Source organism: Streptomyces sp. NPDC020299, from assembly GCF_044387825.1.
Taxonomy (GTDB): domain Bacteria; phylum Actinomycetota; class Actinomycetes; order Streptomycetales; family Streptomycetaceae; genus Streptomyces.
Map to the genome: position 1 here is coordinate 347423 of NZ_JBIRWL010000004.1, position 25921 is coordinate 373343.

The following is a 25921-nucleotide window of genomic DNA, read 5'->3' on the forward strand; positions in this document are numbered from 1 at the left end:
TATCTCGTACATAGCGGCGTACGCTCCCCTACCTCTTCAGGAGGCGCGCATGTCGCGCAGGAGAAAGCTCGGTACGAAGAAGACGATCGCGCTGCTGGTCAGTGCCGCCGCGGTGGCGGGAGGCGGCGCCTTCGTCCTGGCGTCCACCTCGAACGCCGCGCAGAGTCCGCAGAAGGCGAACACCCTGTCGTCGGCCGCGGATTCGACCGTCTGCCAGGGGCTGGCCACGGCCCTCGGCAACAACCAGAAGTTCATCGACGGTCAGAAGGCCAATCCGGACGCGCAGTCAGAGGCAAGGATCGCCAACCGCGAGGCGGTCATCGAACAGATCAAGGTGCAGCAGAAGGCGTCGGGGTGCGTCGTTGGGGAGTCGGCTCAGGGCTCCCAGGCGACGCAGTCGGCGCAGGCCGGTGCGCAGGGTGACCAGCAGGCCGGTGCGCAGGGTGACCAGCAGGCCGGTCAGGACGCCGGCCAGCAGAGCGCGCAGCCCTCGCAGAGCGCCGCCGCGGGAAACACCGGCGGCGACGCTGCCGCGGCCTCCGGTCAGCAGGTCTGCAAGGGCTCCACCGTGACGCTCTCCGGCGAGGGCGGTGCCCCGGCGGCCTCCAGTAACCAGTTCCCGGCGGGAACCACGCTGAAGGTCACCAACCTGGACAACAACAAGTCCACGACGGTGAAGGTCACCTCGGTCTCCGGCAGCTGTGTGCTGCTGAACAACGCGGCCTTCGAACAGGTCCGCGAGTCCGGCAAGTTCCTCATCCGCCGGGCGGTGATCGAGAAGGTGGGGTGACGCTCAGGCCGACAGGAACCGGGTGAGGTGGCCGGCCAGGCCGGCGGGTGCCGCCTGCGGCAGCGCGTGGTGCGAGACCTCCGGGAGCACGACCGTCTCGACGCGCTGCAGCAGCGCGCCGGCCCGGTCCGCCACCTCGTACGTGTCATGAGTCCTGCTGCTCCCGCCCAGGAGCAGCAGGACCGGCATGTCCAGGCCCCGCAGCGCGTCCGGCGCCGGACGCGGCCCCGTCACCGGCTTCACGGTGGGGAATCCGGCGGCCGTCTCCTGAAGGCGCAGCCAGTCGGCGTCCAGGGCCGCTCCCCCGGTCTCCCAGTCCAGGAAGGCGCGGACCCGGCGGGGCGAGGGCCGCAGCAGCATCGGCAGGGCATGGATCAGGTACGCCGCCTTGTACCCGGCGAAGCACTGGGTCGGGTCCAGGAGGAACAGGCGGCGTACCCGGCCGGGCGCACGCAGCGCGTGGTGCAGCGCGATCCAGGCGCCGTGGGAATGCCCGCCGAGGTCCGTCTGCTCCACACCGAGTCCGTCGAGCAGTGTGTCCAGCCATCCCGCCAGGTCGGCGACCGTACGGGGGTGACGGCCCCCGGCCGGCACGCTGCGGCCGGGGGCTCCGATCAGATCGGCGGCGAGGACCCGGCGGGTACGGGCCAGTTCGGCGGCCTGGCCGTACCAGGAGGCGGAGGTCGCCCCGCCTCCGCCCGGCAGGAGCAGCAGCGGGGGCGCGTCGCGCGGACCGCAGGCGTTGACGTGGGTGGCGCCGAAGGGGGTGTCGACGGTCAGCGACTCCCGCTCCGCCGGCCATTTCGCCAGGACCTTGTCGTACGCGACCTGGAAGGCGTCACTGTCGTATCCGGACATGCGAACCATCCCCTATCATCCCGATTACCTCGTTGAGCGAGATACTCGCTGGGCGAGACGAGATGATAGCCGGACCCCGGAGGGACACCGCATGCCGGTCTCGGAACCAGGCCCCGAGCTGGAGATCGTCCACCTGCTGCGCGCGGTGACGGTCGAACTCGGGCTGCACAGCGCGCGGTTTGCGAACCGCAACGGCATGCACCCCACCGACGTACGCGCGCTGATCGCCCTGATGGACGCCCGCCGGGCCGGGCAGGAGACGACCGCCGGGCGGCTGGGCGCCGCGCTGGGCCTCAACTCGGCGGGGACCACGGCACTGCTGGACCGGCTGGAGCGGGCGGGGCACGTACGGCGGGTGCGCGGCGAGCGGGACCGGCGCAAGGTCGCCGTCGAGGTGGACGAGCGCGCGGTCGAGCTGGGGTGGGCCTTCTTCGGACCGCTGATCGAACGGTCAGTGGAACTGCTGCGCGGCTACGACGAGCACCAGCTGGCCGCGATCCGGGACTTCCTCGGCGGGGTGCGGGAGGCGGCCACCGATACGGTGACCGAGGCGCCCACCGACGCGCCCACCGGCCCGTCCACCGGCCCGTCCACCGGCCCGTCCACCGACGCGCCGCCGACCACGTGAGCCTGGGCACAGAACCACCAGGTAACACGGGGTTCACACTCGAGCAATGATCGGGAAATCGCACGTTGACAGGCTGCCGGGCGACAACGGCGGCGCCCCAGTGCCGCAGCGCCGCAGCACCCGCAAGTGCGCCCAGACACACCCCGAAGGATGTGGCCCCGTGAGCTTCAAGGCTGAGTACATCTGGATCGACGGCACCGAGCCGACGGCCAAGCTGCGTTCCAAGACGAAGATCTTCGGGGACTCCGAAAAGGGCGTCAAGGCCAAGGACCTGCCGATCTGGGGCTTCGACGGGTCCTCCACCAACCAGGCCGAGGGCCACGCCTCCGACTGCGTGCTGCAGCCGGTCTTCTCCTGCCCGGACCCGATCCGCGGCGGTGACGACATCCTCGTCCTGTGCGAGGTCCAGAACATCGACCTGACCGCCCACGCGTCCAACACGCGCGCCGCGCTGGCCGAGGTCGCCGAGCGGTTCGCCGCGCAGGAGCCGATCTTCGGCATCGAGCAGGAGTACACCTTCTTCGACGGCGCCCGCCCGCTCGGCTTCCCCGAAGGCGGCTTCCCCGCCCCGCAGGGCGGCTACTACTGCGGTGTCGGCGCCGACGAGATCTTCGGCCGCGAGATCGTCGAGGCCCACCTGGACAACTGCCTCAAGGCGGGCCTGGGCATCTCCGGCATCAACGCCGAGGTCATGCCGGGCCAGTGGGAGTTCCAGGTCGGCCCGCTGTCCCCGCTGGAGGTCGCCGACCAGCTGTGGGTGGCCCGCTGGCTGCTCTACCGCACCGCCGAGGACTTCGGCATCTCCGCCACCCTCGACCCCAAGCCGGTCAAGGGCGACTGGAACGGCGCGGGCGCGCACACCAACTTCTCCACCAAGGCGATGCGCGAGGGCTACGACGCGATCATCACCGCGTGCGAGTCGCTCGGCGAGGGCTCCAAGCCGCTGGACCACGTCAAGAACTACGGCGCGGGCATCGACGACCGCCTCACCGGTCTGCACGAGACCGCCCCGTGGAACGAGTACTCCTACGGCGTCTCCAACCGCGGCGCCTCGGTCCGTATCCCGTGGCAGGTCGAGAAGGACGGCAAGGGCTACATCGAGGACCGCCGCCCCAACGCCAACGTCGACCCGTACGTGGTGACCCGCCTCATCGTCGACACCTGCTGCACCGCGCTGGAGAAGGCCGGCCAGGTCTGATCCGCCGTACGTTTCCCTCAGGGGCGTCCGCCGTCACGGCGGGCGCCCCTGCTGCCTGCCGTCCCGGCTTGTCGTCCGAGGAGTGAGAGAAGGCTCCTGTCACGGGCTCATGTCTGCTTCAATAAGGACATGGCCAGCTTCCAGAAGTACACCGCGACGGGTCGCCATGACCTCGAGCCCTTCTGGCCTTCCCGTCAGCACCACGACTTCGACCGGGTGTGTTGCCGCGCGATGAACGCGCGGGCCCTCTAAAGCCGTACACCCGGCCTTCGGCCAGCGCGACACGACGTACGTCCTCCCCGACGACCTCCTCGCGCGAAAGAGCTGATCTGTCATGGCGACCACCCGTTCTCTCTCCACCGCCGCCACCACCGCCCCCTCCGCCCACGGTTCCCGGCACCGGCTGCGTGCCGTCGACCGGGACGAGGTGGTCGACGTCGCGGACTTCCTGCCGCCGGGCGCCACCTGGCTGCCCGCCCCGCAGCACACCCTGCCCACCCTGCCGGGCCGGCCGCCGATGATCGGCTACCTGGTGCTGGTCCCGGCCGACCAACAGCCGCCGTTCCTGCCCGTCGCGGTGCCCGACCAGCCCGGCGGCACCGCCGACAGCGCGGCCGCCGACGCCGCCGGCACCGGCGCCGACCAGCTGGTGCGGATCGACACCGTACAGCGCACCGCCAACGTGGACGGGCGCGAACTCGACCTCACCTACCTGGAGTTCGAGCTGCTCGCGCACCTCGTGGCGCACCCGCACCGGGTGCACACCCGCGACCAGCTGGTCACCACGGTCTGGGGCTACGGCCATGTGGGCGACGGCCGCACGGTCGACGTGCACATCGCCCGGCTGCGCCGCAAGCTCGGCGCCGCGCACCGGGGCACCATCCAGACGGTCCGCCGGGTCGGCTACAAGTACGCCCCGCCGACGGGCCGTTGAGCCGCCCGGCCGCCGCGTCCTCTGCTGACGGCAGATTCCCGTTCCGTCCCGCGCCCTGAGCGGGCACGATCACCGGCATGAGACTTCTGGTGCTGGGTGGTACGGAATTCGCGGGACGGGCCGTGGTGGAGGCGGCGCTCGGGCGTGGCTGGGAGGTGACCGTCTTCAACCGGGGGCGCAACGCGTCTCCCCCGGGGGTGCGGTCGCTGGAGGGCGACCGCACCAGCCCGGACGGGCTCACCGCCCTGGCCGGGGACGAGGAATGGGACGCGGTGGTCGACACCTGGTCGGCCGCTCCCCGTGCGGTGCGGGACACGGCGCGGCTGCTGCGGGGCCGCGCCGGGCGGTATGTGTACGTGTCGAGCATCTCGGTGTACGCCTGGCCCCGGGCCGCCGGCTTCGCCGAGGACGCGCCGCTCGTCGAGGGCGCCTCGGCCGACGCGGAACAGACCGAGTACCCGCAGGACAAGCTGGGCGGCGAGCTGGCCGCCGTGGCGGAGTTCGGCGCCGACCGGTCACTGCTGGTGCGGGCCGGGCTGATCCTCGGCCCGTACGAGAACGTCGGCCGGCTGCCGTGGTGGCTGACCCGCGTCGCCCGGGGCGGCCCGGTCCTGGCCCCGGGACCGAGCGACCTGGCGCTCCAGTACGTCGACGTGCGCGATCTCGCCGAGTGGATCCTGGGCTCGGTGGAGCGCGGGTCGAGCGGGCCGTACAACCTGGTGAGCCCGCGGGGGCACGCCACCATGGGCACCCTGCTCGAGGCCTGCGTGCGGGCCACTGGAGCCTCGGCCGAACTGCGCTGGACCGCCCCGGAGGTCATCCTCGACGCCGGGATCGAACCCTGGACCCAACTGCCGGCGTGGGTGCCGCCGGACGGCGAGCTGTACGCGGGGGTGCACCAGTGCGACGTCTCGCGGGCGCTGGCCACGGGACTGGTGTGCCGGCCCGTGGGCGAGACCGTCACGGACACCTGGGCGTGGCTGCGGGAGATCGGCGGCACGGCGCCCATGCGCCCCGACCGGACACTGAAGGGTCTGGACCCGGAGGTGGAGGCCAAGGTGCTCGCCTCGACCGGGGACACGGCGGCCGGGGGTGTACCTGACACCACCCCCTGACAGGGGCTTCGGGCCAGTGACCCGCGCCCGTCGCCGGGCGAGACTGACGGCATGGACACCACCACGAAGAGCGACACCTTCGCGACACGCACCCGGGCCGTCGTACTGGCCGGGGTACGGGGCCTGGCACTCGCCGTGTCGATGCTGCCCGTCGCGGTCCTGTGCTTCACGCTGACCCTCGTCTCCATCGCGCTGATCCCGATCGGCATCGGCCTCTTCACGACGCCGGCGATCCTGGGCGGGGTACGGCAGTTCGCGGAGGTGCGGCGCAGACTCGCGGCCGAGTGGTGCGGGATCCGGATCCCGTCGGCGTACCGGCCGATACCCGCGGACGCCAAGCCCTGGGCGCGCACCTACGCACTGCTCCGCGACCCGGCGGTCTGGCGGGACCTGCGATGGCTGCAGGTCGACATGACGGCGGGGGTCGTCACGGCGCTGCTGCCGGCGGTGCTCCTGATCTACCCGCTGGAGGGCTTCGCGCTGGCGGCCGGGCTGTGGCGGGCCATGGTCGGCCCGTACGAGAAGTACGGGCCGTACTGGTACGGCTTCGTACCGGTCAGCGGTCAGGCAACCGCCTTCGTCGCCGCCGGGCTGGCCGCCGGGCTCCTCGCCGTCGCCTACCGCTTCACGCCCTCCCTGCTCACCGCGCACTTCCGGCTCACCCGTGCCGTGCTCGGCGCGAGCAAGGGCGAACTCGCCGAGCGCGTGCGGGTGCTGGCCGAGACCCGGAAGGACGCCGTGGACACCTCGGCCGCCGAACTGCGCCGCATCGAACGGGACTTGCACGACGGGGCGCAGGCCCGGCTGGTCGCCATGGGCATGGACCTCGGCACCATCGAGATGCTCATGGACAAGGACCCGGCCAAGGCCAAGCAGCTCATCGCGCAGGCCCGGCAGGCGTCCGTGGAGGCCCTGGGCGAGCTGCGCGACCTGGTCCGCGGCATCCACCCACCGGTGCTGGCCGAACGCGGACTCGGGGACGCCGTGCGGGCGTTGGCGCTGCGGCTGCCCGTCTCCACCGAGGTGGAGGTGGAGATGGCCGGCCGTGCGGACGCACCGGTCGAGTCGGCCGCGTACTTCGCGGTGAGCGAGGTGCTCACCAACGCGGTCAAGCACTCCGGCGCCGACCGGATCTGGGTCGACGTCCACCACTCCGAGGGCATGCTGCGGATCACGGTGACCGACAACGGCAAGGGCGGCGCGGTGGTCGGGGCCGGTTCCGGGCTATGGGGGGTCGAGCGGCGGCTGGGTACATTCGACGGCGTCCTTGCCGTCAGCTCTCCCGCGGGCGGCCCCACCATGGTCACCATGGAGATTCCGTGCGTGTTGTCCTAGCTGAAGACCTGTTCCTGCTGCGCGACGGGCTGGTCCGGCTGCTGGAGGCCTACGACTTCGAGATCGCGGCCGCCGTGGAGTCCGGCCCCGAACTGACCCGGGCCTTCGCCGAGTTGAAGCCGGACGTCGCCGTGGTCGACGTCCGGCTGCCGCCCACCCACACCGACGAGGGCCTCCAGTGCGCCCTGCGGGCCCGGCAGGACAGGCCGGGGCTGCCGGTGCTGGTCCTCTCCCAGCACGTGGAGCAGCTGTACGCGCGCGAGCTGCTGGCCGACGGCAGCGGCGGCGTCGGCTATCTGCTCAAGGACCGGGTGTTCGACGCGGAGCAGTTCGTGGACGCCGTACGACGGGTGGCCGCGGGCGGTACGGCGATGGACCCGCAGGTGATCCAGCAGCTGCTGGCCCGGCGGTCGGCCACCGAGGAGCAGCCGCTGGGGCGGCTGACGCCGCGCGAGCGGGAGGTGCTGGAGCTGATGGCGCAGGGCCGGTCGAACACGGCGATCGCCGGCCAGCTGGTGGTCACGGAACGGGCCATCGCCAAGCACACCGCCAACATCTTCGGCAAACTGGGACTCGAGGTGTCGGATGACGACAATCGGCGCGTCCTGGCGGTGCTGGCGTATCTGGACCGGGATCGCTGACCCTAATTCAATTTTCAGGCAACTCCCGCTGCTCAGAGCAGGTTTAAGGGCAGGTCGCGCGGAGATCCTCTGATGAATTTGTGAGACGGCTGAACACGCCTGGGGCGGGCTCCGTATGAAATGGCGCCGCTTCACTCCTGTCGGGCGCCTCGATGCTGCCCCGCAAGGAAGTCAGAGGAGTTCCATGGGACGCAACACACGCAAGCGCCGTACGCCATTGGCCAACAAGGCCATTGCCGCATCGGCGGCCCTAGCGCTCGGCGGGGGCGGGCTGATCTGGGCGAATTTCTACGCTTCGGCGCATGAGTCGAACAACTCGGCGCAGAACCAGGTCAAGTCCGCTGCCGCGCAGGTGGCGACGATCGCCTGCCCGGACGTGGGGCAGAAGCTGACGAACACGCCGGCGAACGCCCAGAAGGGCGTGGCAGTGGAGCTGGCGAACCTCGACAAGCAGGTCACCGAGGCCTACGCCAGGCTCGCCTCCACCCGCCAGGCACAGACCAACGACGCGAGCTTCGTCCAGAACGCGATCGTCGGCCCCCTCAAGGAGAAGAGGGCCGCGACGATCGACCGGATCCGGCTCGACATCCAGCGCGTCGGTGGCAAGTTCGACACCTCGCTGGCCCAGCTCGCCGCCTGCACGACGATGACCGCCAACCAGACCACCGCCGGTGGCCAGCAGAACGGTGGCCAGCAGAACGGCGGCCAGCAGAACAACGGTGGTCAGCAGAACAACGGTGGCCAGCAGAACAACGGTGGCCAGCAGCAGAACGGCGGCCAGCAGAACAACGGCGGTCAGCAGCAGAACGGCGGCCAGCAGCAGGGCAACAACGGACAGGCCGGCAACGGTCCGGCCGCGGCCGACTTCGTGGACATCACGAAGGCCGCGGCGAACGTCCAGGGCAAGCCGCAGGCCGGCGGCAACGCCTCCAAGGGCACCTTCACCACCAAGTGCGGTGTGAACGCCAACAAGAACCACAACACCGACAACGTCATCGTGGCGCCCGGTGTGACCAACGGCGCGCACCACCTGCACGACTACGTCGGCAACCAGAAGGTCAACGCCTTCTCCAGCAACCAGACGTTCCTGCAGGGCGGCACCAGCTGCCAGAACAAGAACGACCTGTCCTCGTACTACTGGCCGGTCGTGCGTATCCAGGACGGTACGCAGGACTTCGACCAGAACGCGGACGGCGGTGGCAAGGAAGGCAACGTCGGCAAGATCCTGACCCCCGTCCAGGCGGAGATCAAGTACGTCGGCAACCCGCAGAGCAAGGTTGTCGCGATGCCGCAGTTCCTGCGCATCATCACCGGTGACGCCAAGACCACGACCAACGGTCTGGCGAACGCCAACGCGCACTGGAGCTGCACCGGCTTCGAGAACAAGGTCCAGCTGACGGAGCAGTACCCGATCTGCCCGCAGGGCAGCAACGTGGTCCGCACCTTCGCCTTCCAGAGCTGCTGGGACGGCAAGAACATCGACAGCGCCAACCACCGTACGCACGTGGCCTTCGCGGACCCGGCGAGCGGTGCCTGCGGCAACGGCTTCAAGGCCATCCCGCAGCTGACGATGCGCCTGGTCTACAAGATCAACCCGCCGACCATCCAGAACGGCGTCGTGAAGAACGCCTACGCGGTGGACGGCTTCCCGGACCAGCTGCACAAGGCAGCCACCGACCACGACGACTTCATCAGCGTCACGACCGGCGGCCTGGCGAACAAGATCGCCAACTGCGTCAACAGCGGTCAGCAGTGCCAGTGACCCACTGAGGTGGGACAGTGAAGAAGGCCGGTGGCGGGTCCCTCCCGCCACCGGCCTTCGCCGTGTGTCCGTGTGAAGTTGTCCGTGTGTCCGTGGTCCGTGTGTCCGTGGTCCGTGTGTCCGACGGTGAGCTCAGCCGCTGTGCGCGGCGTGGGACTTGTGGTTCGTCCCGATCTCCACGTCGCCGCCGAGCGTGCCGCGCAGCGCCTTGACCACCCCGTTGTCGCCGACGGCGACCCACTTGCGGCCCACGAGGTAGTAACCGCCGTAGTCCTTGGCGTCGTTGATCCACTCGCGCTGGCCGCGGTCGGTGGCGAAGGTGGCCAGGATGAACCTGCCGTCGTTGTTCTTGCAGATGGCCTGGCGGAGTTCGTCGGCGTCCGTCTGGATGTTCGGCTTGCACTTCACCTCGGCCGCCAGGCTCTCCAGGCTGCCGGTGGCCGTCTTCGGCACCGACTCGGTGGTGTCGCCGGAGCCGCAGCCCGTGAGCGCCAGTACGGCGGCGGCGCCCGCCAGGGCGAGCATCGGTCGCGTCAACCTCATCTGTTCCTCCGGTCCCGGTCGGGCAATCAGCATGCCGCAGAGAGCCCCGTGCGGGGCCCTGCCCTTCTCTACGGCGTTCGCCGGTGATGTACTCAAATCAGATGTCTCCCCAGGCACAGCTGTGCGAAGGTGAGCCGGTGAACCAAGACTGGGAAGACCGCGTGGCCGCCGCCTGGACCACCTTCGACGACTACCCCGAGGCGCGCGCGGCCGAGTTCCGGGCGGTGATCGACGCCCTGGTCGCCGAACTGCCCGAGGGCAGCCCGCTCGGCCCCTTCGAGCAGGCCTGCGCCTGGGACTCCACCGGCCACTCGGACAAGGCGGCGCCGCTGTACCGGGAGGCCCTCGCCCTCGGCCTCAGCGAGGTCAGCGGTTACAAGGGGCGCCGGGCCAAGATCCAGCTGTCCAGCTCGCTGCGGAACATCGGCCAGGCGGAGGACGGCGTCAAGCTGCTCACGCCCGAACTGGAAGCGCCCTCGGACGAGTTGGACGACGCGGTACGGGCCTGCCTCGCGCTGTGCCTGTCCAGCCTCGGCCGGGACCGCGAGGGCCTGTCCCTCGTCCTCGGCGCTCTCGCCCCCCATCTGCCCCGCTACCAGCGGTCGATGGCGAACTACGCGCGGGCCCTGGTCGAACCGGAGGACTGAGCCACCCGGATGGCGGGTGACCGTCGAACGACTCGCTCGTTTTCCCGAACGTGCAGTCACAGGATGTAGCCAACCGTCAAGCACCCGCCTCCTCCTCGGCCGTAGGCGTCGAGCAGGCCGAGGCCGCCCTCGTCGAGCACTATCCACGGCTCGTCCGGCTCGCCTATCTGGTGCTGCCGCCGGGCCTCGGCCGGGGCAGGCGCGTCCTGACCGCGCACGCGCTCACCCAGCGCGCCCTGCCCCGGGGCCGCAGGTCGGCGTCCGCGATCCCGGCCCAGTCGACCGGCCGCGACGGCGACCCGGGGTACGCCTTCGTCCGCCTCCAGGTGGTGCGTACGGCCCTGGAGGCGGCCCTGCCGCTCAAGCGCAGGGCCTGGCCCACCCGCTCCCAGCTCCCGCCGCTGCTGCCCCAGGTGTGGGGCCTGCGCCTCTTCCCGCGCTCCGGCGGCGCCGAGGCACTCGCCCTGGACCAGCGGCTGGCCGCCCTGTCCGGCCCGGGCCGTGCCGCGTACGTGCTGCGCGGACTGGAGAAGCTCGCCGACGCCGATGTGCGGGCCCTGCTGACGGCGGCCGGCGTCCCGGACCCGGGCACCGCCCTGAAGGAGGCCGACGGCGTCCCCGCCCCGTACGCGCTGCTCGAATCCGCCGAGTTCGACCCCTGCTCGCTCCAGGTCCGGCCCACCGATCTGATGCGGCGCAGGCAGCACACCAAGGCGGCGCTCGCCGCGGCGGCCGCGCTCGCGGTGTGCGGCGCGCTGATCGCCCTCCCGGGCGGCGGCTGGGGCGCCGACGGCCCCGCCGCCCCGGTGTACGCGCAGAACCCCGCGGCCGAGGCCGCCCTCGACCCGGGACGGCTGGTCCGGATCTCCCCCACCGCCTGGAAGACCGCCGCCCGCACCGACTTCTCCGTCTGGCCCACGCGCGGCGCCCTCGCCCGTGACACCGCCCTGCTGCGCCGCGCCCTCTCCGTCTGGGCCCGCCCCGGCGACACGGTCCAGGTCTCGGCGACCCCCGGCACCCAGACCGGCGGCCCGGCCGGCCCGCCCCAACTGCTGTACGCGGGGCCGGTGGACAACGCGCGCGTGGTGATCCTCTACGACGGTCTGCGCATCGCCCGCTACGCCGAGCCGAAGGACGGCACGCAGGGCGCCGCACTCGACTTCGCACGCGTCGACGGGGTCAGGAAGGCCGAGGCGGGCGCACTCGTGCTGGGCCGCTCCGACGGCAACGTCCGCTTCCTGACGGCCCCCTGGGTGCAGAAGGCTGCCGAGCGCGACCTGATGAAGCCCGCCGCCGGAGCCATGGACCTGGACCTGACCGACGGGGTCACCGCGCCACTGGCCAGCCCCGTCCTGCGGCCGGGCAAGTGCACCTCGTGGAACGCGCTCCAGCTGACCGACGACTCCGGCACCCATCTGGCCACCGACCTCGGCGAGCTGGTACCGGCCCGGCTCACCTCCGGGCGGCCCGGCAAGTCGGGCGACGCGCCCGGGGCCCAGGCCCTGCGCACCTGGGCGCCGTTCGCCTGCTCGCTGGCCCAGGAGCGAGCCGCGGGCGTGCGCAGCGTCAACGCCTGGTCCTTCGCCGACCAGCCGCTGCCCGGCGGGAACGGCGAGGCCACCTGGGTGTGCACCCGGTCCGAGACCTGGCGGGGCGACGGGACGGCGGCCCTGGCCCAGTTCCAGACGGCGGGCTCGCGGCACGGCGTGATCGTGGCCAAGGGCAGGGAAGGAACGGCGTGCGGTCCGCGCGATCCGCATGTGCTGGCCGGGGTGCTGTGGCAGGCCGGCAAGGGGAACTGGTACCTGCTGGCCGCGGGCAGCTGGGGCACCGCGTCGATCCGCACGACCGGCGAGGTCACCGCGTCGGCCAAGGGCAGCCTCCTCGCCGCCAAGGCCAAGGAGGGCGCCCGCGCGGACCTCAAGGGCACCCTGAACGACGGCACGCCGATCAGCGGCCTGCATTAGACCCGGAGTGATCGCCTGTCGCTCTGGTGACGCTCCGCATGCGAACACGAACGGCCGAATTCGATCGGTAAGGTGTTCGCATGACTACCGGGGTTCGCCGCAGAATGGGCGTCGAGGAGCGGCGGCAGCAGCTGATCGGCGTCGCCCTCGAGCTGTTCAGCCGACGCTCGCCGGACGATGTCTCCATCGACGAGATAGCCTCGGCGGCGGGCATCTCACGCCCGCTGGTCTACCACTACTTCCCCGGCAAACTCAGCCTGTACGAAGCCGCGTTGAAGCGGGCTTCGGAGGATCTGGCGGGCCGGTTCGCGGAGCCGCACGAGGGTCCGCTGGGCGCCCGGCTGCTGCGGGTGATGCGCCGCTACTTCGACTTCGTCGACGAGCACGGGCCCGGTTTCTCGGCGTTGATGCGTGGCGGACCGGCCGTGGGCTCTTCGGCCACCAACGCGCTCGTCGACTCCGTACGGCAGGCCGCGTATGACCAGATCCTTGTCCATCTGGGCGTCATCGATCCGCCCGCGCGACTGGAACTGGTCATCCGCTCCTGGATCTCGCTCGCCGAGTCGACGGCCCTGATCTGGCTGGACGGCCGGCGCATCCCGCGCGCCGAACTGGAGATCCAGCTCGTGCACGACTTCGCCGCCCTGGCCGCCGTGAGCGCCGCCTACGACGAGGAGATGTCCGACCTCCTGCGCGGCATGCTGAAGGAGGAGCCGGCCGACGGTCCCTTCAGTGACCTGCTCAACCGGCTGATCGCACTGGCCTCCTGAACCGGCAGCGACCGTCAGCGACCGTCAGCGTTCGAACTTCCGGTACGACGGGTCCAGGTCGCGCACCTCGGCGGAGGCGTGCAGGACGAAGCCCTCGTCCGCCACATGCTCACGCAGCAGTTCGATGACGGTCTCCGTCAGTTTCGACTTGGTCTCCTCGGTACGGCCGGCCAGCAGGCCGATCGTGACGTGCACGATGGCGTGGTGCTGGTCCTCGGGGTCCTCGTAGCCGAACGCCGTGAAAGCGCTGGGCCGGAACTGCGTCTTGCAGGCCTCCGGCTTCGCGGCCGCGATCTCGACCGTCGCGGTGTGCAGGGCGTGGGCGAAACCGGCCTGGTCGAAGGCCGGGGCCATCACGGCGGAGTAGTCGACGGTGATCTGCGGCATGGGCACGCACTCCTGTTCTAGGGCAACGGTGTCACCCTAATGGGGCGGACCCCGAACGAGGTCCGCCCCACCCACGTCGGTGCCCGCGCGTCAGCCCCGGCTGAACACCGCCACGGTACGGCCGGGAACAGCGAATGTGCCCGATTCCGCCGCGAAGGCGGAGGACTTGACGACAGGGTCCGCACCCGACGACTGCACCGGGTGCAGCCGGTAGTGCTGCCCGGCGAGCGCGGTGATCCGCTGCGCCTGCTTCTCGGGCGTCGCGTTGAACACCACGACCAGGTCACCGAGACGCATGGTGATCACACCGGGTGTCTCGTCCTTGCCGGACAGCGGGAAGGACAGCCGGGACTGCACCCGGTCGGCCGTGCCGAGGGAGAAGGCCCGCTCCGTCGTACGGATCCGCAACAGGTCGCGGTACGCGGCCGAGGAGCCCTCGATCTGCGGGCACCCGACGCTCACCGAGTTCAACAGTGGCTTGGCGTAGGGCCACTTGGACTGGTTGTCGGCCGCCATCGGCAGGCCCCGGCCGAAGCCGTTGCCGTCCGCGCAGTTCCAGTGGATGGCGTTGAACCAGTCGCCGCTGTCGAAGGAGTTGCGGTCCAGCGACTTCGAGCGCAGCAGGTCGGTGCCGGCCTGGGAGAGCGCCGGGCCCTGCGAGAGGGCCGCGGTGGCCATCGCGAGGACCTGCATGCGGGCCCGGTCGGACGCGGAGGTGTCCCTGGGCAGTTTGTAGGCGAGGGCGTCGAAGAGCGACTCGTTGTCGTGCGCGTCGACGTAGGCGAGAGCGTCGCCCGGCGCCTGCGCGTACCCGGCGGGTGCGCCGTTGTAGTCGATCTCCGCTCCGCTGACCTCCTTGCCGCCGGTGTCGGTGAAGCGGTACTTGGCGAGGTTGCCGGTCAGGCCCACCTTGATCAGGTCCTGGTAGTGGAGCAGCCGGGCCTTCTGCTCCGCCTTCGTCCCGTTCGCCGCCGAGGAGTTGGGGTCGGTGTAGAGCCCGGACGCGAAGCCCTGGACGCCGGGGTCGGAGTCGAAGGGGCTGCCGCCGCGCACCGCGTCCCGGGCGCGGTCGGAGAAGGTCGCGATACCGGTGCCGGCCATGTTCTTCTGGGTGGCCTGCACGAACCGGGCGTCGTCGGCGACCTCGCCGAAGTTCCAGCCCTCGCCGTACAGGATGATCTTCTTGCCGTCGACGCCGTCCTTGTCGACGGTCAGCGCGTCCAGGGCCTTGCGGACGGCGAGGATGTTGGCCTTCGGGTGGTGGCCCATCAGGTCGAAGCGGAACCCGTCGACCTTGTACTCCTTGGCCCAGGTGACGATCGAGTCGACGACCAGCTTGCCCATCATCGCGTTCTCCGGCGCGGTGCCCGCGCAGCAGGTGCTGTTGGCCACGGTTCCGTCGGCGAGCAGCCGCTGGTAGTAGCCGGGCACGATCTTGTCGAGGACGCTGGTGTCCGCCTGGCCGCCGGCCGCCGTGTGGTTGTAGACGACGTCCATGACGACCCGCAGGCCGTCCTGGTTGAGCGCCTGCACCATCCTGCGGAACTGGACCGTACGGGCCGTGCCGTCCGGGTCGGTGGCGTACGAGCCCTCGGGGACCGTGTAGTGGTACGGGTCGTACCCCCAGTTGTAGGCGTCCTTCGCGGCGGTCTTCGCCACGCACTCCTGCTGCTTGTCGGAGTCGGGAGCGTAGGAGGCCAGGTCGCAGTCGGGGCTCGCCTGGTCGGTCCTCTTCTCGGGGATGGTGGCGATGTCGAAGGCGGGCAGCAGGTGGACGTACGAGGTGCCCGACTTCGCCAGCTCGCGCAGGTGCCTCGAACCGTCGCTGCCCTTGTCGGTGAAGGCGAGGTAGGTGCCCTGGTCCTTCGCCGGGACGGTCTTGTCGGCGACGGAGAAGTCCCGGATGTGCAGCTCCTGGATCTGCGCGTCCTTCAGCGGGACGGCCTTGGGCTTGCGCAGGCCCGACCAGCCGCTCGGGGCGAGGGACCTGTCGTTCAGGTCGACGACGAGGCTGCGCTCGGAGTTCGCGGTGAGGGCGACCGAGTACGGGTCGGTGACCTCGTTGGTGACCATCTTCCGGACGCTGGGCGCCCAGACCTTCACGACGTACCGGTAGGGCTTGCCCTTCCAGGACACCGGGCCGGTGACGGACCAGACTCCGGTGGCCGCGTCCCGGTGCATCCCGACGCTGCGGCCGTCGAGGTCGAGGCGGACGGACCGGGCCGTCGGCGCCCAGACGGAGAGCGTCGGCTTCCCGTCGTGGAAGGCGGGCCCGAGCCTGGCCTTGGTCGCGCCGGGGTACAGGTCGTCGAGCACGCCCGCGATCTGCACACCGGTCGCGGTGAGCACCGCGCCGTTGGCCGCGCGCTGCGAGGCGACGAGCTGGCCGCCCAGCGCCTGCCGTACCCGGTCCCGGTCGCGCGGGTCGACGGACCAGGCGGTGTAGTCCTTCAGGTGCGGGAACTTCGCCTTCTGGGCGTCGGTGAGCGTGGTCTTCGACAGCCGCAGCCAGCGTTCGTCGTCGCTGGTCAGCGTCCCGTCCTTGACGGCGATCGAGCCGTCCGCGGAGTACAGCAGCTGGGTGGAGACGGCGCCGTCGGCGCCGTTCCAGGCGAGCGTGTTCCGGTCGATCCAGATCGCCTTGGAGGTGGTCAGGTCGAGGGCGGCGGCACTGCCCGCGGGCTGCGGCAGCAGGTACTTCTCCTGGCCGTTCAACAGCCACACCTCGTAGCCGTTGTTCTTGAGGTCCAGGGACTGGTCGGTGGGGAGGTCCTTGTCGTCGCCCTTGTGGATGATGTAACTGAGGCTGGTGGCACCGTCGGTGAGCGGTACCTCGAAGACCGCGCCATAGGCGTCAGTCTTCACCGGCTTCAGGGGGTTCGACCAGTCCGTGGGGCTGGCTGCGCCCGTCCAGACGTGCAGTCCCCAGCCGTCGTAGTTCCCGTCGGCGCGGTGGTAATGGATGACGGCCCTCGTCCTGTCCTGGGCCGGGTAGTCGGGCCGCTGGGTCAGGACATCGGTCTTCCCCTGCTCGATCCACACCTCACCCGTCTTGGTGACGTCGATGGACCGGTCGGCGGAGACGTCCTTGTTCCCGTCCTTGTCGACGACCAGGAAGCCGACGTTGGAGGCGCCGGGCTTGAGCTTGACGTAGGCGAAGGCACCGTAGGCGTCCCGGCCGGTGAAGGGGTGGCCGGCGGGCCAGGTGGTGGACTCGCCGTCGGCGATGTCGCCCCAGGCGTACAGGCCCCAGTCGCCGTAGTCGCCGTCGGTGCGCTTGTAGTGGACGATCGCGTAGTCCCGGGAGGAGGCCGTGGGGACCTCGGCCGGGGGCGGGGTGCCGGTGGTGCTGCCGGCGGTGGCGCTCGCGGTGTGCCCGGCGGAGTCGACGACGACCGCCTTGTAGCGCAGGGCGGTTCCGGCGGGTACGTCCTTGCCGATGGTCTGGGTGACCTTGTACGGGGCGTGGTCGGCGGAGCCGAGGGTGCGCCACGTGCCTTTGCCGGTCTGGGCGGCGAAGACGACGCGGTCGAGCTGTCCCCCGGCGACGTCGGCGGAGAGCTCGACGGTGCCCGTGGCACCGGTGTCCGGGGCCTTGAGGGTGATCGTGGGCTTGGTGGCGGGCCTGGCCAGGGGGCCGGTCGCCTTGTAGACGACGGCCGTGCCGGCCGGGACGGTGACGGTGAGCCGGCGGTCGCCGTCGGTCCTCAGGGTGCCGTCCGTGCCGAAGACGCCCCGGTACGACATCCCCGCCGAGCCGGTCGCGAAGGTGGCGGTCTTCGCCTCGCCCGCGTTGTTGAGGGCGACGACGTACTCCTGGCCGGTCCTGGCGTCGGTACGGGTGAAGGCGTAGATCCCGGCGCCGTCGGCCGCGTACCGCTCGGTCTGCACCCCGTCCGTCAGGGCCGGGTTGGACTTGCGGAGTCTGGAGAGGGCGGCGATCTCCTCGTAGAGCGGTGCGCTCGTGTCGTAGGAGTCGCTCGCGTGGGTGCGGGCGGTGCCGATCTCGTCGTCGTCGAGGTAGTCGGCGACCTTGGAGGCGAACATGGTCTGGCGGGCGTCCTTGTCGCCGCCGGAGCCGGTGAAGCCCTGCTCGTCGCCGTAGTAGACGACCGGGTTGCCGCGGCTGAGGAACATGACCTCGTTGGCGAGCCGGTCCTTGGCGAGCAGTTCGGCGTCGGACGCCTTGGGGTTGTCCTGCTCCAGGAAGGAGCCGATCCGCCCCATGTCGTGGTTGCCGAGGAAGGTGACCTGCTCGTAGGCGTTGGCCTTGTCGGTCGTGTACTTGTAGTCGTCGCCGAAGACCGACGCCAGTTTCCGCGCGCTGCCGCCCTGGGAGGCGTAGGAGCGGGCCGCGTCCTGGAAGGGGAAGTCGAGGGTGGCGTCGAGGCGGCCCTGGGTGACGTACGGGGACGTGATCGAGGTGTCGGCGGAGTAGACCTCACCGAACATGAAGAAGTTCTTCCGGCCGTGCGCGGCGGCGTACTTGTCGAGCGCCGTCGCCCACTGGGTCCAGAACTCCATGTTCACGTGCTTGACGGTGTCGATCCGGAACCCGTCGACACCGAAGTCCTTCACCCACCGCTGGTAGATCCTCTCCATGCCGTGGACGACCTCGGGACGCTCGGTCCACAGGTCGTCCAGGCCGGAGAAGTCGCCGTAGGTGGCGGACTCCCCCGCGTAGGTCGAGTCGCCCCGGTTGTGGTACATCGTCGGGTCGTTGAGCCAGGCCGGGACCTTGGCCTGGCTGGTGACCTGCGGGGTGTACGGGAAGGCGGCGCCGGAGACGGCCGGGAACCTCCTGGTCCCGTCGGCGTAGTCGGCGTCGTCGAAGGGCCTGCCGTCCTTGGTCAGGTAGGGGAAGGCCCCCTTGGACAGGTAGCCGGAGGACTGTTCCTTGTAGTTGACGACGTCGGCGGTGTGGTTGGTGATGACGTCGAAGAAGACCTTCATGCCCTTGGCGTGCGCCTTGGAGATGAGGGTCTGGAGGTCCTCGTTGGTGCCGAAGTGCGGGTCGACCCGGGTGAAGTCGGTGATCCAGTACCCGTGGTACCCGGCAGAGACGTTGGCGCCGGTGCCCTGTACGGGCCGGTTCTTGAAGATCGGCGCCATCCAGATGGCGGTGGTGCCGAGTCCCTTGATGTAGTCGAGCCGCTGGGTCAGGCCCTTGAGGTCGCCGCCCTGGTAGAAGCCCTTGTCGGTGGGGTCGTAGCCGGTGCTGAGGCGTGAGCCGGTCAGGCCGCCCTTGTCGTTGGACGTGTCGCCGTTGGCGAAACGATCCGGCATGACGAAGTAGAACTGCTCGCGCGTGTCGTCGTGCCGGGCGGGCTGCGCGGCGAGGACCGCGTCCGACGGTGGTGCGGGAGGAGTGGCGGCCTCGGCGGCCAGGGGCTGGACCAGCGCGGTGAGGAGGGCGACGGCGGTGACGGCCGCTGCCCGTCTGACGTAGGCGGTACGGCGCCTGAGGGGCGCCGGCCATCTCGGTATCACAGGCGAGAACTCCTTGCGATTACGGCTCATTCGGGTCCGACCCCGGCGCGACCGTACCGCCGACGAAAGGGTTGCAGCAAGACTTGTGAAACCCGAAGAAAGAGGTTTCACGTACTTCACGTACTGTCAGCGGGCCTGCTCAGCAGCCGGCCTTGCCCGCGTAGAGCGCCAGAGCCGTGTTCGAGCCCAGCGTGGCGGTGAACTGACCGCTGGAGTTCACGGTCACCGTGGTGTTGTTCTGGACGTTGCAGTACGTCCCGGCGGCGAGGGACGTCTGATACGTCCGGGTCAGGCTGCCCGACTCGTGGTTGATGGCCACATAGCCCTTGCCGCCCCGCCCGAAGGCGATCGCGTTGTTGCCGTTGTCCCACCAGTCGGTCATCGACTGGCCGCGGGTGGTGTTGCGGAAGGCGACCATGGACTTGATCTCCGGCCAGGCGTGCTGGCACTTCCAGCCGTCCTGCCAGCAGGCGTTCACCGTGCCGCCGTTGGGCGGGCCCGCGTCGGCGTCCGTCCACTCGTAGCCGGAGTTGATGTCCGGGGCGCCGTAGGGGTAGGCCAGCATGAAGACGTTGGCGAGGGTGTAGTTGGCGCCGTCCTTGTAGTTCAGGGTGGAGCCGCCCCGCTCGGTGTCGTGGTTGTCGACGAAGACGCCGGCGACCGAGCTGCTCAGATAGCCCCAGCCCTCGCCGTAGTTCTTCAGGTAGGCGAGCTTCTCGTTGTTGAAGACGCGCTTGAGGTCGTAGGCGTAGCGGAACTCCTGGACGTCGCCGTTCCCGGTGTACTCGGTGGGCTGGACGGCCTCGTTCGCGCCGTAGATGACCTCCTGCTTCCAGTAGGCGGAAGGGTTCGTCAGACGGGACTTGATGTTGGCCAGGTCCTGAGCCGGGATGTGCTTGGCCGCGTCGATGCGGAAGCCGTCCACGCCCAGCGTGAGCAGGTCGTTCATATAGCCGGCGATCGTCTTGCGGACGTACTCCTCGCCCGTGTCCAGGTCGGCCAGGCCGACGAGTTCGCAGTGCTGGACGTTCCAGCGGTCGGAGTAGTTGGAGACCTGGGAGGTGCAGTCGTCGAAGTCGTAGACCGAATACAGGCCCGGGTAGTCGTACTTCGTGTACGACGAGCCGCCGGTACCGGTGCCGCTGCCCGCCGACATGTGGTTGATCACCGTGTCGACCACGACCTTCACGCCGGCCGCGTGACAGGTGCTGACCATGTTCTGGAACGCCGTACGGTCGCCGAGGCGGCCCGCGATCTTGTACGAGACCGGCTGGTACGACGTCCACCACTGCGCGCCCTGTATGTGCTCGGCGGGCGGGGAGACCTGGACGTAGCCGTAGCCGGCGGGGCCGAGGGTGCTGGTGCACTCCTTGGCGACCGAGGCGTACTTCCACTCGAAGAGGACGGCGGTGACGTCCTTGGTGCCGGGCGGGGAGGCCTGTGCAGTAGTCGGGTACATGCCAACCGTAACGACGGCAGCGGCGGCGAGGGCGAGTACCGAGAGGGTTCTGCGTGCCATGTGGGGTCCTTCGTCTTTGAAGGCGCTTGCTGCAATGTTTCAGCAAACTTGCGGTGACGCAGATGTTAAAGGCCCGCTGCCTGAAAGGCAGCGGGCCGTTGTGAAGTTGATGCAAGAACTTTCAGACGGGCCCTCAGTCCGCCGTCGTCCACCACACGGTGGTGTCGGCCGGCACCTTCGCCTCACCGCCCGCCTCGGTCACCTCACCGCTGGTCAGCAGGACCCTGCCGTACGCCGGGGTCGTCACCGCCTCCCCCGTGGTGTTCGCGACGCACACGAACTCCCCGCGCCTGAAGGCGAGGACGCCCTCGGGGGCGCGCAGCCACTCCACCGCGTCGCCCGCACCGAGCGCGGGGTGGTCCCGTCGGGCGGCGAGCGCGGCCCGGTACAGCTCCAGCGTCGAGCCCGGCACACCGGTCTGCGCCTCGACGCTCAGCTCCCCCCAGCCCGACGGCTGCGGAAGCCAGCTGCCGCCGCTGCCGAAGCCGTACGAGGATCCCGTGCGGGTCCACGGGATCGGCACCCGGCAGCCGTCGCGGAAGCCGTCCTGGCCGGCGCCCCGGAAGTACGCCGGGTCCTGGCGCACCTCGTCGGGCAGGTCGACGACATCGGGGAGACCGAGCTCCTCGCCCTGGTAGATGTACGCCGAGCCGGGCAGGGCGAGCATCAGCAGGGTGGCCGCGCGCGCCCGGCGCAGACCCAGCGCGCGGTCGCCGGCCGTGCGGATCTGGGTGCCGAGCCCGGGCGGGTTGGCGAAGCGGGTGGCGTGGCGGGTGACGTCGTGGTTGGAGAGGACCCAGGTGGCGGGGGCGCCGACCGGGCGCATGGCCTCCAGGGTGCGGTCGATGACCGTACGCAGCTCCTCCGCGGCCCACTCCGTGCTCAGGTACTGGAAGTTGAAGGCCTGGTGGAGTTCGTCGGGCCGGACGTAGTTCGCGGTGCGCTCGACGGTCGGGGTCCAGGCCTCGGCGACGAAGATGCGCTCCCCCGAATACTCGTCCAGGATCAGCCGCCACTGCCGGTAGATCTCGTGCACGCCGTCCTGGTCGAAGAACGGCATGACATCGTTGCCCAGCAGTTTCAGCTGGTCGTGGGAGCCGAGGTCGGGCAGGTCGTCGGCCTTGACCAGGCCGTGTGCCACGTCGATGCGGAAGCCGTCGACGCCCATGTCCAGCCAGAAGCGCAGGATCGAGCGGAACTCGTCCCCCACCGCCGGGTGTTCCCAGTTGAAGTCGGGCTGCTCGGGGGCGAAGAGGTGCAGGTACCACTCCCCGGGCGAGCCGTCCGGTTCGGTCACCCGGGTCCAGGCGGGGCCGCCGAAGATCGACTCCCAGTCGTTGGGCGGCAGCTCGCCGTTCACTCCCTTGCCGGGGCGGAAGTGGTAACGCTCCCGCACCGGCGAGCCGGGGCCCTCGGCGAGCGCCCGCTTGAACCACTCGTGCTGGTCGGAGGAGTGGTTGGGCACGAGGTCGACGATGACCCTGAGGCCGTGCCCGTGGGCGTCGCGGATCAGGGCGTCGGCGTCCAGCAGGTTGCCGAACATCGGGTCGACGGCGCGGTAGTCGGCCACGTCGTAGCCGGCGTCGGCCTGCGGCGAGGCGTAGAACGGGCTGAGCCAGACGGCGTCCACGCCCAGGTCGCGCAGATGGGCGAGTCTGGAGCGCACGCCCTCCAGGTCGCCCATGCCGTCGCCGTTGCTGTCGGCGAAGCTGCGCGGATAGACCTGGTAGATCACCGCGTCCCGCCACCAGTCGCGGCGCTGGGCGACGGTGGCGAGCGCTGACTCGGAAGCGGGGCTCGGTGCCGGGTCGGCGGAGTGCTGGCTCATGGCGTCCTTGTGCGGTGGGGAAGGGGTCATGGTTTCTCGGGTGCGCTGATGAGGCGGCCGCGGTGCCGGCGGGGTCGGATGGGCACCGCGGCCGCCACCCGCGCGGACAGGCGCGCGGGAGCGCTGCTGACGTGAAGGCCGTCAGCCCTTGGTGCCGCCGGCGGTGAGGCCGGTCACCAGGTTTTTCTGGACAAGGTAGAAGAACACGGACACGGGTATCGCGATCAACACCGCGGTGGCGGCCATGTAGTTCCATTGTGCGTCGTGCTCGCTGACGAAGCTCTGCAGGCCGACGGCGAAGGTGTACTTGGAGTCGTCCAGCATGAACGTGGTCGCGAAGGCGACCTCGCCGACGGCCGTGATGAAGTTGTAGAAGGCCGCGACGGCCAGCCCCGGGCGGGCCAGCGGCAGGATCAGCCGGGCGAAGGTGCCGAAGGGGCTGAGGCCGTCCACCCGGCCCGCTTCGTCGATCTCGAAGGGGATGGTGTCGAAGTACCCCTTGAGCAGCCAGGCGCTGTACGGCACGGCGGTGGTGCAGTTGATGACGATCAGGGCCCAGTAGGTGTCGATGAGACCGAGCTCGCTGAAGATCTCGTACATCGGCACGATCAGGATGGCGATCGGGAAGGCCTGGGTGAGCAGCAGCACCCACATCAGCGACTTGTAGCCGGGGAAGCGCATGCGCGAGACGGCGTAGCCGGTGGTGGCGGCGACGAAGACGCCGATCAGGGTGGTGCCGAGGGCCACGATCATCGTCGACTTGAACCAGTCGAAGAACGCGGTGTGCTGGAGCACGAAGCTGTAGTTGGAGAAGGTCAGCCTGCTCAGGATCTTGCCCGGGTGCAGGTAGTCGTCCTTGTCCGGGCCGAGCGAGAGGAAGATCAGCCAGGCCACCGGCGCCAGCGCGATGAGGCTCGCGAGGGCGAGACCGGCGTGCAGGAGGGCGGCGCCGAGCGGGCCGCGTTCACCCCGCCGGCGGGTGCGGCGCGCGGGCCGCGCGGTGGGGGCGGGCCCGGCCTCGGTCTTTTCCAGGGTCGTGGTGCTCATGGCGGCGGCTCCTGCGGCGTCAGACGGCGAGCTGGTCATTGCGCTTCAGCCAGCGGAAGTAGAAGGAGGTGAAGACGGTGAGGACCGACAGCAGCAGCACGCCGTAAGCGGCGGACTGGGCGAAGTCGCGCGGCTGCTGTCCGAAGCCCAGGTAGTAGGCCCAGGTCACGAGGATCTGGGCGTCGGGCGCGCCGGTGGGGCCGAACAGCAGGAAGATGATGGCGAACTGGTTGAAGGTCCAGATGATGCCGAGGAGCACGACGGTGGAGCTGACGGACCTCAGACCCGGCAGCGTGACGTACCGGAACCGCTGCCAGGCGCTCGCCCCGTCCATCTCGGCGGCCTCGTACAGCGTGGAGTCGATGGACTGCAGGCCGCCGAGCAGCGAGAGCATCATGAACGGCACACCGCACCAGGTGTTGACCATGATCGCGGCGAACCGCTGCCAGAAGGTGTCCTCCAGCCACTGCGGCTGGGGCAGGTGGAGCGTGTGCAGGACCTGGTTGAGCACTCCGGAGTCGGAGAGCATGATCCGCCAGGAGAAGACGGTGACGAAGGTCGGCACGGCCCAGGGCACGACCAGCAGCAGCCGGTAGAAGGTGCGGCCGCGCAGCTTCTCGTTGAGCATCAGCGCCAGGCCCAGGCCGATGGTGTAGTGCAGGGCCACGCAGGCGACCGTCCAGAAGACGGTCCACAGGAAGTGCGACCAGAACCGGTCGTACGACAACGGGCCGAACAGGATGTCCTTGTAGTTGTCGATCCCGATGAACTTGTACGTGGCGGCGATGTGGTTGACGCCGATCGTGCGCGCCGAGTTCAGGCTGTTGGCGTCGGTCAGGGTGAGGTAGAAGCCGCGCACCAGCGGGTATCCCACGAGGACGCCGAGCACGACGACCACCGGGGCGATCATCGCGTAGGCGTACCAGTACTTCTGGAATCCGTTTCTGATGCGCCGGCCCAGGCCAGGCCGCGGCGCGCGGTCACCGTGGCGCTTGCCGGTCGCGCGGTCGATGGCGACTGTCATGGTTCGACACCTTCGGGGAGATCAAGTCAGATCAGAGGGGCGGGCCTGGGCGCAGGCCGGTGGCCGCCGGGTCCTCCCCGCCCCTCGCGGGGAGGACCCGGCGGCCACGCGGGCTCACTTGCTGAAGTCCGGCACCAGCTTGGTGATGGCGACCTCGGCGTTGCTCAGGCCCTTGTCCAGCGACTCCTTGCCGGCGGCGACCTTGGGCAGCTCGATGTCCAGCGGACCCCACAGGGAGCTGTACTCGGGCAGCGCCGGGCGCGGCTGGGCGGCGGCCAGGACGCCCTGGTAGCCGGCGATGCCGGGGTCGGCCTTGACCTGGGCGGTGTAGGCGTCGCCGCGGGTGGGCAGCGTGGAGTTCTTCAGGGCGATGGTCTCCTGGGACTTCGCCGACGTCATGAAGTTGACGAACTTCAGCGAGGCCGCCTGGTGGGCCTTGTCCGAGCCGGCGTAGACCGAGAGGTTGTGGCCGCCGGTCGGGGCGCCGGCCTTGCCGGCGGAGCCGGCCGGGACGGTGGCTATGCCCAGGTTGGACTTGTCCTTGAAGGCCGAGCCCTTGTAGAAGTTCGTGATCTCCCAGGGGCCCTGGATGATCGCGGCGACCTTGCCGCTGACGAACGCGTCCTGGATGTGGGCGTAGGCGTCGGCGGTGGTGTCGGCCTTGTGCAGGCCCTGCCCCTTGAACGTGCTCAGCCAGGTGCCGTAGGCCTTCTTCGCGGCGGCGGAGTCGACGGTGATCTTCTTGGCGGAGGCGTCGACGGTGTCGGTGCCCTCGCCGTAGAGGAAGGTCTGGGCGTAGTAGGCCGCGGTGGAGCCCCAGTAGCCGTAGACGTTCTCCTTGGCGTCGATCTTGGAGGCGTCGGCCTTCAGCTCGTCCCAGGTCTTGGGGGCCTCGGTGATGCCGGCCTTCTTGAAGATGGCCTTGTTGTAGACGAGCGCCAGGGTGTCGGTGACCAGTGGCACGCCGTAGGTCTTGCCGCCGTACTGCGCCTGGGTGATCAGGTTGGACTGGAACTTGTCCTTGTCCGCGAGGGCCTCGGTGCCGTCCAGCGGCAGGAGGTAGCTCTTCTTGGCGAAGGCGGGGGTCCAGCCGACCTCGGAGCGCAGCACGTCCGGGGCGCCGCTGGAGCCGGCGGCGGTGTCGAACTTGTTCTGCGCCTGGTCGAACTGGACGTTGACGTACTTGACCTTGATGTTCTTGTTGGCGGCCTCGAACTGCTTGATCAGGGCCTGGTACGTCGGTGCCTCATTGGTGGCGTTGGAGGTGTCCCACCAGGTGATGGTCACCGGGCCGTCCGACTTTCCGCTGTCGCTGTCGCTCCCGCCGCACGCCGTCGCCGTGAGGGCGAGGGACGCCACCAGCGCGGAGGCCGCTATGCCACGCCGCATGAGTTCTCCTTGAGGGTTAAGCCCGAGTGCTGACAGGGGGCGGTCCCGT

The 25921-nt window shown here is 70.0% G+C and carries 20 protein-coding genes; 11 read left to right on the top strand and 9 right to left on the bottom strand.

All coding sequences use genetic code 11. The annotated features are described in order from the left end of the window. Positions 1-49 precede the first annotated feature (49 nt). Positions 50-790, top strand: coding sequence for a hypothetical protein (locus ACH45E_RS12990; RefSeq protein WP_361437676.1), 741 nt, complete (start codon positions 50-52; stop codon positions 788-790). A 3-nt stretch (positions 791-793) separates the two neighbouring features. Here ACH45E_RS12990 and ACH45E_RS12995 read toward each other — a convergent pair whose 3' ends face one another. Further along, positions 794-1648, bottom strand: a complete 855-nt coding sequence (locus tag ACH45E_RS12995) for an alpha/beta fold hydrolase (RefSeq protein WP_361437678.1) — start codon at positions 1646-1648, stop codon at positions 794-796. Between the two features lie 91 nt (positions 1649-1739). Between ACH45E_RS12995 and ACH45E_RS13000 the strand changes: the two genes are divergently transcribed. From ACH45E_RS13000 to ACH45E_RS13030, 7 genes are all read left to right on the top strand, one after another. After that, positions 1740-2276 (top strand): MarR family winged helix-turn-helix transcriptional regulator, encoded by a 537-nt coding sequence (locus ACH45E_RS13000; protein WP_361437680.1) that lies wholly within the window; start codon positions 1740-1742, stop codon positions 2274-2276. Between the two features lie 160 nt (positions 2277-2436). Continuing rightward, positions 2437-3474 (top strand): glutamine synthetase, encoded by a 1038-nt coding sequence (glnII, locus tag ACH45E_RS13005; protein WP_361437682.1) that lies wholly within the window; start codon positions 2437-2439, stop codon positions 3472-3474. Between the two features lie 334 nt (positions 3475-3808). Further along, positions 3809-4408 carry a winged helix-turn-helix domain-containing protein gene (locus ACH45E_RS13010; RefSeq protein WP_361437684.1) on the top strand — a complete coding sequence of 200 codons (600 nt, stop codon included), beginning with the start codon at positions 3809-3811 and terminating at the stop codon, positions 4406-4408. A 77-nt stretch (positions 4409-4485) separates the two neighbouring features. Further along, positions 4486-5523 carry an SDR family oxidoreductase gene (locus ACH45E_RS13015; RefSeq protein ID WP_361437686.1) on the top strand — a complete coding sequence of 346 codons (1038 nt, stop codon included), beginning with the start codon at positions 4486-4488 and terminating at the stop codon, positions 5521-5523. Positions 5524-5574: 51 nt separating this feature from the next. Next, positions 5575-6858 carry a sensor domain-containing protein gene (locus tag ACH45E_RS13020; protein WP_361437688.1) on the top strand — a complete coding sequence of 428 codons (1284 nt, stop codon included), beginning with the start codon at positions 5575-5577 and terminating at the stop codon, positions 6856-6858. Further along, a complete protein-coding gene (locus ACH45E_RS13025; protein ID WP_361437690.1) occupies positions 6843-7499 on the top strand; it encodes a response regulator transcription factor in 657 nt (218 codons plus the stop codon). The genes ACH45E_RS13020 and ACH45E_RS13025 overlap by 16 nt, the downstream gene beginning before the upstream one ends. Positions 7500-7683: 184 nt before the next feature. Further along, positions 7684-9261, top strand: a complete 1578-nt coding sequence (locus tag ACH45E_RS13030) for a DUF1996 domain-containing protein (protein ID WP_361437692.1) — start codon at positions 7684-7686, stop codon at positions 9259-9261. A gap of 132 nt (positions 9262-9393) precedes the next feature. On the opposite strand, the gene ACH45E_RS13035 is transcribed toward ACH45E_RS13030, so the two are convergent. Beyond that, on the bottom strand, positions 9394-9804 hold the full coding sequence (locus tag ACH45E_RS13035) for a hypothetical protein (protein ID WP_361437694.1): 411 nt from the start codon (positions 9802-9804) through the stop codon (positions 9394-9396). A gap of 101 nt (positions 9805-9905) precedes the next feature. Between ACH45E_RS13035 and ACH45E_RS13040 the strand changes: the two genes are divergently transcribed. The 3 genes from ACH45E_RS13040 (at position 9906) to ACH45E_RS13050 (ending at position 13188) form a co-directional block, all read left to right on the top strand. Next, positions 9906-10451, top strand: a complete 546-nt coding sequence (locus tag ACH45E_RS13040; protein WP_361437696.1) for a tetratricopeptide repeat protein — start codon at positions 9906-9908, stop codon at positions 10449-10451. 50 nt (positions 10452-10501) lie between these two features. After that, a complete protein-coding gene (locus tag ACH45E_RS13045) occupies positions 10502-12418 on the top strand; it encodes a hypothetical protein (protein WP_361437698.1) in 1917 nt (638 codons plus the stop codon). An 80-nt stretch (positions 12419-12498) separates the two neighbouring features. Continuing rightward, on the top strand, positions 12499-13188 hold the full coding sequence (locus tag ACH45E_RS13050; RefSeq protein ID WP_361437700.1) for a TetR/AcrR family transcriptional regulator: 690 nt from the start codon (positions 12499-12501) through the stop codon (positions 13186-13188). Positions 13189-13212: 24 nt separating this feature from the next. On the opposite strand, the gene ACH45E_RS13055 is transcribed toward ACH45E_RS13050, so the two are convergent. From ACH45E_RS13055 to ACH45E_RS13085, 7 genes are all read right to left on the bottom strand, one after another. Further along, complete coding sequence (locus ACH45E_RS13055) at positions 13213-13575, bottom strand: isomerase (protein WP_361437702.1); 363 nt, start codon at positions 13573-13575, stop codon at positions 13213-13215. Positions 13576-13665: 90 nt separating this feature from the next. Beyond that, entirely contained in the window at positions 13666-19065 is a 5400-nt protein-coding gene (gene pulA / locus ACH45E_RS13060; RefSeq protein ID WP_361437704.1) for a pullulanase-type alpha-1,6-glucosidase, read from the bottom strand. A gap of 139 nt (positions 19066-19204) precedes the next feature. After that, the gene (locus ACH45E_RS13065; RefSeq protein WP_361437706.1) at positions 19205-20584 is read right to left on the bottom strand and encodes an alpha-amylase family protein; all 1380 of its coding nucleotides are present in this window, start codon (positions 20582-20584) and stop codon (positions 19205-19207) included. Positions 20585-20717: 133 nt separating this feature from the next. Continuing rightward, a complete protein-coding gene (locus ACH45E_RS13070) occupies positions 20718-22412 on the bottom strand; it encodes a glycoside hydrolase family 13 protein (protein WP_361437708.1) in 1695 nt (564 codons plus the stop codon). Positions 22413-22553: 141 nt separating this feature from the next. Next, on the bottom strand, positions 22554-23459 hold the full coding sequence (locus ACH45E_RS13075; RefSeq protein ID WP_361437710.1) for an ABC transporter permease subunit: 906 nt from the start codon (positions 23457-23459) through the stop codon (positions 22554-22556). Between the two features lie 19 nt (positions 23460-23478). Further along, a complete protein-coding gene (locus ACH45E_RS13080) occupies positions 23479-24483 on the bottom strand; it encodes a sugar ABC transporter permease (RefSeq protein WP_361437712.1) in 1005 nt (334 codons plus the stop codon). A 114-nt stretch (positions 24484-24597) separates the two neighbouring features. Next, the gene (locus ACH45E_RS13085) at positions 24598-25872 is read right to left on the bottom strand and encodes an extracellular solute-binding protein (protein WP_361437714.1); all 1275 of its coding nucleotides are present in this window, start codon (positions 25870-25872) and stop codon (positions 24598-24600) included. Between the last annotated feature and the right edge of the window lie 49 nt (positions 25873-25921).